This window comes from Lentilactobacillus dabitei, from assembly GCF_019061365.1.
Lineage (GTDB): Bacteria > Bacillota > Bacilli > Lactobacillales > Lactobacillaceae > Lentilactobacillus > Lentilactobacillus dabitei.
The window spans coordinates 1-8,407 of record NZ_JAHPPD010000101.1; the positions used below are offsets into that span (position 1 = coordinate 1).

The following is an 8,407-nucleotide window of genomic DNA, read 5'->3' on the forward strand; positions in this document are numbered from 1 at the left end:
TAATTCATGCCTAATAACAAAAAAGCATCACCTTTCGGTGATGCTCATAAGTCGCCATCAATACGATTTGACTTTGACCCTAAAATCTATTACCAACAACAGATATTGTAGAACCAAAACACAGAACCGATAACATTCCAAGCAGGGATGCAACGATTTCTGTGTTTTTTGTGTTCTATAACTTTTCTGATATTTCGGTGGTTTATACGATGTTTTACTGATCCAATTCACTCGCAGACCCGTCTTTATAATTCTTTGCCCATAAGAATTCAGTCAGGATTTTGTTAACTGCGAGGTTGTTATTGTGCAACTCGCTATGTTGGGCCTTTGCGCCAAATGCTTGAAATGTTTGGTAGAAACTGACGTGGTCTCTTAAAATGTATCCAAGAGAAAGCGCGGAGGCATTTGTGACGACGCCATCCGAATTAGAACCATTCCCCAAGTTACCATAGATATTGAGAACTCTTGTCTGATGCGGAAAATTCTTTCGCAGGCGGTATAACATGCGATATTCTGGATGAATGATCTTGGGCTTCCCGGTTGGCAGGATTTTATTTTGGTTGGGCATATCGTCCCATAGTTGCATTAATGGACCACTTGTCGGCTGATTAGACTTATGATTATTCATAATTCCATCATAGGGCCCAGCAATGACACAAATCTTGTTGACGCGCGGGAGGTCTTTTTGGTTACCATTCAACAAATTATAGTAGATAACTGCGTACGCGCCCATTGAGTGGCCAACAAAGTTTAGCTGATTGACATGATATTTTTTCTTTAATAGCTTGGTTACTTTTTTCAGCCAGTGCGCGTACTGAACTTCACCAGCCCGGTTGTTATCCATACGAACCATAATAATTGGGTTTCTCATCCATGGCTTGATTGTTCCAATAACAGAAATTCTGCCATTGGAACGCACCCTGATAATCATTCGCCTGGTTGCGGCACCGCTTATTTCAGTGGAGGTGACAATTTCTTTTTCGGATCTCAGCGTTCCACTCCAGCCATGAACGAAGAGGGTTGGGGTGTTGGAATTAACGAATCTTTTCGTCAAGGCACGCTGATTTTCTTGAGTGTGCCAGATTGACAGGCTAAATCCTAAAATGATGATACCGCCAATTACAAAGTACAGTATTCGTAATTTTTTGGAACGCCGATCATAAAACATTAACTAACCGCCTTGTGTAAGGAATTTTTTACCTTTATTTTGATAAATGCATAGAAAAGAGACAACGCAAACGAAATTATCAGCGCTAAAATTGTTTCTAAAATTGCACTTTGGTAACCAGCTTCATCAACAATATCAATGACCGCTTTGTGCAAATACATGATCCCCAAAGTCTGTTGCCCGACTAATTGAATGGGTTTGATCACAAACTGTGGGAAGAACTTACAGAAATAGTAGCTGGCACTGAATACGACCAAGCAAACAATGATTGGAATGAATGTAATATAAGAAATTCGTGAAATGGCAATGTGATGATAGGATGCATGAATAATTTTGGATTTTAAGAAGAACGCAAAATTGAAGCGGTCCATGTGCTGCATCCAAAATGCCCAAAAGGTGAAGATTGTTGCGGGGATGATCACCCATAAATCCTTAACGAATTCTTGAATCTTGTGGAAGTATAAATAGCCAAATAGCATGAAGAACATTGCGATAAAAGCAACATCAAAATCCCATGGCAGATATTTATAACTTAAGAAATAAATATGCTTGTAACTCGTGGAAACAATCAAAGAAATGAACGCCACGATAATTTGAGCTTCCCGATTCTTGACGTATGTAATGACAATCGACGTAAACAGGAGTGCCAACAGGTAGACATTAATGTACCAGAAAACACTCAGATAATGATTAAGGGTTCTACCACCGTACGCTAACCGGACAAAATAAAAGAGGGTATAGGACCAACTTTCACCCCGGACGAAGTGGGAAACCATGATTAGCAGGCCCCCACAAATGAAGTAGGAGATTAACAGTGGGAAAATGCGTTTTTTGAAAAAGCCAATCCAATCATTATTCACAATTGGTTTTAAGAAAAAGCCTCCCATAATGAAGAAGATCGGCATGTGCCACCAATATAAGAAATGAAACATGGTGCCATGCCTCGTCATAGCGTGACCGAAGACGACGGCAACAATTCCGACAGCCTTAGCCACGTCAATCCATTCGATTCTTTTTTTACTCACAACAATTTCACCTCGTAAATTTCAAAAAAACACCATAAAAATATTTTAGTGCATTTTAGTCCCTTGTGACAACATTTTTTCAATTCCAACCAGCAATTCTCTTGATGCTTAAGTAATATTTAATATATCCTCTCGATATTGCTATTGCAAGGCATTTTGGCTAAACTGTAACGAGTAGATTTAAAGCTGATGAAAGTAGGAACAAAAATTGGGTAATCAAGATCGAAACCGCCCGGATATTTCCAAAGATAAATGCTGTCCGGATCCGCTTGGATGACGGCTGGAAGCATTTTGAGCCGTTTCTTGGGGGCAGTGTACATTATTCCTTGGAGCATTTGGTTCGGGAATTATTTTTTACGCGGAAATGCACTTTATGGACTTGGCTATAATATTTATAGTTTCTTTCTAATTGTTGCCATCGCGGGGATTCCGTCTGCGATTGCCAAGCAAGTTGCCCATTACAATGCTTTAAATGAATATGGCGTCGGGGTCCGTTTATACAAACGTGGACTGGTGTTGGCCGTTTCGACCGGAGTTATTTCAGCCGCTGTTCTTTATTTTGGTGCCCCATTAATTGATGGTGGCAACCCAAATGTGATTCCTGTTTTGCATTCGTTGGCTTGGGCAATTTTGATTATTCTAACGATGAGTTTAACTAGGGGGTATTTTCAGGGTTATCAACAGATGGCACCCTCAGCAATTTCTCAATTCGTTGAGCAGTTGGTTCGGGTAATCTATATGCTGGTAACGGCTTTCCTGATCATGCAGGTCTTTCACGGCGATTGGGTGAAGGCCGTCTCACAGTCCACATTTGCAGCGTTTGTGGGGGCTGTCGCTGGCGTGCTCACCTTAGCTTGGTATTATCTAAGCCGCCGAGAAGATTTTCGTTCCTTGGTTGCTCATAGTAACAATCAATTGCGGATAGAACCTAAAGCACTGTATCGAGAAATTATTGTTCAGGCAATTCCATTCATTATCTTAGGCGCCGGCATTACGATTTTTATGTTAATCGATCAGTTCACCTTTTTCAAAGTGATGAAGCTGGCAACCAATTATTCCAATAACATGCTTTCAGATTTATATGCATTATTTGCGGTTAATGCCAACAAGCTGATTATGATCACAATCTCTTTGTCATCTGCGTTGGCGATTACGGCGGTTCCTTTGCTGTCAATTGCGCTAACCAATGGGGATCGGCAGGAAATTTCCAGGCAGAACTCAAATGTGTTAACCCTCTTCCTATTCGTGATGATTCCCGCTGCATTAGGGATGTGTGCCATTTCTGGACCGCTTAACCGATTATTTTACGGTCAAGCCCAACAAGCACTTGGCGCAAATCTATTGACCTTCTCATCGATTATTTCCATTCCAATGGGATTGTTTGTTGTGACTTCTGCGGTGATGCAAGGATTATCACAAAATAAGCGGGCAGTTAAATTTTTCGTCGTCGGCACAATTGTGAAGCTCATCTTCCAGTGGCCATGTATATGTTATTTAGGCTCATTTGGCCCACTTGTTTCAACTGGACTTGGGTTAGGCGTCGCCGACTGGTTAATCATTCGCTCATTGAATCGACAATTTGGGTTCAACCGGCGAATGCTCGATATTGGATTTCGAAAAATCGCAAAATATTCATTATTTATGTATGCCGCATCCCTTCTGACGGTGTGTGCAGCTAACTTTTTACTTAAATTCGTCGCGGACCCATTTGAACGAATCCCGAGTCTGATCGTTACGATACTAGCTGTTGCCGTTGGTGGTTATATCTACATCTATTTAGCCCTTAAAAGCCGAGTTGCAGATATGATCTTGGGAGCACGAACCGAAAAGTTAAGAAAATTATTGAGAATTCAGTGACATAAAGTGGGATACAAGCAACCAGATGATATTCGGAATACAAAATGGTCGGAGCAAAATGATTGATTTTTGTTCCGACCTTCTCAATGTTCAGAATATGACCATGACAAATAGTAGGTCAATAAGCAGCTTCCGGTCATATCAGGGAACTAACCGTTTATTGTTCCGCACTCTTGATTTTTAAACATAAATTCTGGTAGTGCTTCGCTGATTTGATGCGGTAAGACAACGTATTGTTTTCTTGCCAGTTCATCAGCAATCGCACTGTGAGTATACACCGCCGCCAAAACGGCTTGGGCTTTATTTTCAAACTGAGCAGTAAAGCCGCCAATGAGCCCAGCTAATGTATCTCCCATGCCACCAGTTGCCTGAGCAGGGGTCCCCTCTGTGTTTTCGTAAACTTGATCACTTACGCAAACTTGCGTGCGGTGGGATTTAACAACCACAATTGCCTTAAGTTTTTTGGCGGCAGCCAGGTTCGCAGTAGCTGTTTGGTCGGTAATTTTAATGCCAGAGACCCGTTGCCATTCCATTTGGTGGGGAGTCAACACATTTAGTGGTTCCTTTGGCAGCGACAACTTGTTACTGGCAATTAATGTCAGGGCCGAGCCATCAATGACAAATACCTGGCCGGTTTTGGCTAACGCAAAAGTTTTTTTCAGAAGGGTTAGTGCTTGATCACTTGTCCCAAGTCCTGGCCCAATTACAACGACGTTTGCTGCGGAAATGATCGGTTTTGCTTTTTCGAAATCGTTATCATCGACAAACATCGCTTCTGGCAACCAGTCGTGGAGACTTGATTGGTTGGTGGGATTGGTAACGGTGGTCACTAACCCAGCTCCGCTATAAACGGCGGCTAGTGAGGCCATGATGATTGCGCCGCCAAAGTTTTGACTGCCGCCAATCAGGACTATTTTTCCATAGGTGCCCTTGAAACTGTTGGCAGGCCGTTTTCTGATAACTTTCGGTAAAATTGTTTTTGTTATTTTTTCCATGACAATCATTCTCCCAGTTGTTTAGTTTAACTATCTCCAGTATACCATTGGACTTATTGAACAATGGTAACGGCCAAGCCTTTCTGTGATAAAATACAGTTATGACAGGAGTGAGAAATTAATGACAATCGACTGGAAACAACAATCACAAGATTATCGGACTGATTATTTAAATGATTTGAAAGAATTAATCGGCATTGAAAGTGTTCGAGATGATGAGCACGCAACCGACGAGTATCCACTGGGTGAAGGACCAACTAAGGCGATGCTGAAGTTTCTTTCATTTGGTGAACGCGATGGGTTCGTGACGAAAAATATTGATAATATCGTTGGCTATATTGAATATGGCTCTGGTGACCAAACAATGGCCATGCAGGCCCATGCTGACGTGATGCCTGCAGGTGATGGTTGGCAAACCAATCCATTTGAAATGACCGAAAAAGACGGGAACGTTTATGGTCGGGGAACTTCTGATGATAAAGGTCCCGCTTTGGCAGCATATTATGGGCTTAAAATGTTGAAAGATAACGGAATTACCCCGAAGATGAAAATCCGTTTGATTGTCGGCACCGATGAAGAGAGTCATTGGACTGGGATGAAACACTATTTTGAAGTGGAGCCTGAGCCGACATTTGGTTTTTCACCCGATGCGGAATTTCCATTAATTAACGGCGAAAAAGGTAATTCAACTTACGTGACGACGTTTGGAAACGCAAATGGTGAAGAAATCACCTTAAAAGACTTTACTTCTGGCTTACGGCCAAACATGGTTCCTGGAAATGCGACTGCGCTCGTTGAAACGGGTGATAATGAGGGGATGGTTGATGCCTTCACTAAATTCTTGGATACCAACCCCTTGTCTGGAGACGTTAAGGCAACCGACGAGGGAATTGCGATTCATTTAATTGGCAAGGCCGCTCACGCAATGGAGCCTAAGAATGGGATTAATGCGGGCACTTATTTAGCGAAATTTCTCCAACAATTTGCGTTTGAAGGCGATGCTAAGCACTTTATTGATTTTCTCGCCAGTGACTTACATGATGATTCCCGAGCAACCAAGATTGGCGCCAATCATGTTGATGATGTGATGGGTGATGTAACGATGAATGTCGGCATCATGAGATTCAATGCTCATGATGGTGGCTCGATCAATACGAATTTTAGGTATCCTAAGGGAACATCTGATAAAGAGATTTTGACTCAGCTTGAGGCTGCCGCTGGAAAACATCATGGTCAAGTTTCAGAAACTGATAATATGGTGCCTCATTATGTTGATCCTGATGATCCAATTGTTAAGACACTGATGAATGTGTATGAAGAACAATCTGGTGATCATGATGCCAAGCCTGAAGTCGTCGGCGGCGGCACGTATGCCCGGCTCATGAAGCGTGGCGTTGCGTTTGGCGCATTATTCCCAGGCACTCAGGACACAATGCATCAGGCAAATGAATTTCAGCCAATTAATGATCTACTAAAGGCAATGGCGATTTATGGTCAGTCTATTTACGAATTAACTGCCAAATAAACGAGGTGGCGACATGCTCGAATTTAACTATACAAATATTCTGGTTGGTGTCGATGGTTCAAAGACGGCTGCCAAGGCGGTTAATAAAGCCATCACGATCGCAGAACATAACGGTGCTAAGCTGACAATTGCAGCGGTCATTAACGATCGCGACATTATTGGCGTGTCTAAATCCGCCTTGCTTGGCTTTGGAAGTATTAATCCTGGCGCGGTTGATGAACTAAAAGAACGTTATACGCGATTGGTGGCCAAATATGCTGGTCGCGCTAAAGAACACGGAATCGATGTAAAAACGGTTGTGACGTCTGGGGACCCTAAAACCGTCCTTGCTCGTGACATCGTTGAAAATGAAAAGATCGACGCAATTGTCATTGGTGCTACCGGAGCCAATTTTGTTGGCCGAGTGACAATGGGCTCGACGGCGGCATTTGTGATTGCTCAAGCACCATGTGATGTGTTTGTCGTTCATCGAGACCCCAAATAAATTGAAACTTATTTTTCTTGTTAGGAAGAGACTGGAATAGTAGGCAACCTTTTAATTCCAGTGTTAATGAAAACAGACTGGGGCAATAGGCGTTTTGATCCCAGAATTTAACGAAGAGAACCAATTATTCCAGATTTTGGAATAATTGGTTCTCTTCGTTAAATGACCGGGATCAGCAGTTTGGCGCAGCTTTTATCCAAGTGACTAGGGCGATCTAAGTGAATGATCATCGATTGAAAATTAATATATGTCTTGGCCTCCTTCTTCGTCAAAGAGTTGAAATCAGATGATGCCTCAACTTCTCGTTATTGTGAGTTGAATGAGTCATATTCAAAATAATAATGGTTTGGTATTGCATGATGGTGAGAGATAAGTTTATACTTCTTGGGTATAGTTTTAGTAATCTTGATTGATGGGGAAATACATATGATCGATGTTTTATTTAACGAAAGTTTCTCAAATTCACTTAAACATTTTTATCAACAACACGATATCGATAACGAGATCATCACCTTGCCGGTCTATCTTAATTTGGGAGATATCACCGAAGGGAATTTTATTGAAAATCGGCGCACGCTGTTTAAAATTCAAAGCACGCATACGCGATTTTCAACCACTTCTGAGAGAATTCGCCGATTAGTGGCGGCGTTGGATCGCCTGTTTGAGGTGGTTAACCAAGGCCTCACAATTCGCATTTGGTGGAGTGATTTGAGTGATGATGCCTGTGGCTTTTTCTGGCTTTGTGAGGCATTACTAAATAAAAATGCACAGTTATCCGAAATTCATGTGCCGCTTTCATTCGTGAAGGGAGAAGTTCTGGTAACCCTTTCGAGTTTGGGAGAACTTCTTGACGAAGATCTTGAACAGCTTCAACTGACTCAGTATGAGCGGCCATTAACCCGAAATCGGCAAAAAGTTTCCAGTTATGTCTGGCGTGATTTACGAGCGGATAACACGCCCGTTCGAGTCAATATTAATGGGCAACTTGTCAGTCAGCCAATTACCTTCTATGATCAGTTTTTGCTCGGTCAGGTGAGTCCTAAATGCTTTAGAAATGTGATTCGAGTGATTGGTGAAACCCTTGGGCGTTTTCCGGTTGGTGCCCCTGACTGGTGGTATCGTCATCGCGTTGATTATCTCGTTTCCAAAGGGGTCTTAGATTATCAAAAGACCGATCCACAGATCAATCACTTGGACCCAGGTAGCGTGAAGCTAAATCAGAAAATGATATGATCATCAATCAAAAAGAGTGGAACGAAAAAAAACTATGATATGACCTATACCCCCAAAGTTAAAGTAAAAACTTTAGCTTTGGAGGTATTTTTTATGACTAAGATTTCAAAAGAAACAAAA

At 42.0% G+C, this 8,407-nt stretch carries 7 protein-coding genes; 4 read left to right on the plus strand and 3 right to left on the minus strand.

Annotated elements, in window-relative coordinates; translation table 11 throughout:
• Positions 1-214 precede the first annotated feature (214 nt).
• Together KTE19_RS11900 and KTE19_RS11905 are read right to left on the minus strand one after the other, a co-directional pair.
• Complete coding sequence (locus KTE19_RS11900; protein WP_217165213.1) at positions 215-1,168, minus strand: alpha/beta hydrolase; 954 nt, start codon at positions 1,166-1,168, stop codon at positions 215-217.
• Positions 1,168-2,193, minus strand: a complete 1,026-nt coding sequence (locus KTE19_RS11905) for an acyltransferase family protein (RefSeq protein ID WP_217165212.1) — start codon at positions 2,191-2,193, stop codon at positions 1,168-1,170. Before KTE19_RS11905 ends, KTE19_RS11900 begins: the two co-directional genes overlap by 1 nt.
• A gap of 252 nt (positions 2,194-2,445) precedes the next feature.
• Between KTE19_RS11905 and KTE19_RS11910 the strand changes: the two genes are divergently transcribed.
• On the plus strand, positions 2,446-4,050 hold the full coding sequence (locus KTE19_RS11910; RefSeq protein WP_217342364.1) for a putative polysaccharide biosynthesis protein: 1,605 nt from the start codon (positions 2,446-2,448) through the stop codon (positions 4,048-4,050).
• 149 nt (positions 4,051-4,199) lie between these two features.
• Here the strand turns inward: KTE19_RS11910 and KTE19_RS11915 are convergent, their stop codons facing one another.
• A complete protein-coding gene (locus KTE19_RS11915; protein WP_217165210.1) occupies positions 4,200-5,045 on the minus strand; it encodes an NAD(P)H-hydrate dehydratase in 846 nt (281 codons plus the stop codon).
• Between the two features lie 121 nt (positions 5,046-5,166).
• On the opposite strand from KTE19_RS11915, the gene pepV reads away from it, so the two are divergent.
• From pepV to KTE19_RS11930, 3 genes are all read left to right on the plus strand, one after another.
• On the plus strand, positions 5,167-6,570 hold the full coding sequence (pepV, locus tag KTE19_RS11920) for a dipeptidase PepV (protein WP_217165209.1): 1,404 nt from the start codon (positions 5,167-5,169) through the stop codon (positions 6,568-6,570).
• A gap of 13 nt (positions 6,571-6,583) precedes the next feature.
• On the plus strand, positions 6,584-7,054 hold the full coding sequence (locus tag KTE19_RS11925; RefSeq protein WP_217342365.1) for a universal stress protein: 471 nt from the start codon (positions 6,584-6,586) through the stop codon (positions 7,052-7,054).
• 426 nt (positions 7,055-7,480) lie between these two features.
• Positions 7,481-8,287, plus strand: coding sequence for a DUF3658 domain-containing protein (locus KTE19_RS11930; RefSeq protein WP_217165207.1), 807 nt, complete (start codon positions 7,481-7,483; stop codon positions 8,285-8,287).
• The last annotated feature ends 120 nt before the right edge of the window (positions 8,288-8,407 follow it).

What these genes read in the sequence shown, in the direction of transcription:
- pepV (WP_217165209.1), top strand. Translation starts at nt 5,167, where the DNA reads ATGACAATCGACTGGAAACAACAATCACAAGATTATCGGACTGATTAT.
- KTE19_RS11915 (WP_217165210.1), bottom strand. Translation starts at nt 5,045, where the DNA reads ATGGAAAAAATAACAAAAACAATTTTACCGAAAGTTATCAGAAAACGG.
- KTE19_RS11910 (WP_217342364.1), top strand. Translation starts at nt 2,446, where the DNA reads ATGCTGTCCGGATCCGCTTGGATGACGGCTGGAAGCATTTTGAGCCGT.
- KTE19_RS11925 (WP_217342365.1), top strand. Translation starts at nt 6,584, where the DNA reads ATGCTCGAATTTAACTATACAAATATTCTGGTTGGTGTCGATGGTTCA.
- KTE19_RS11930 (WP_217165207.1), top strand. Translation starts at nt 7,481, where the DNA reads ATGATCGATGTTTTATTTAACGAAAGTTTCTCAAATTCACTTAAACAT.
- KTE19_RS11900 (WP_217165213.1), bottom strand. Translation starts at nt 1,168, where the DNA reads ATGTTTTATGATCGGCGTTCCAAAAAATTACGAATACTGTACTTTGTA.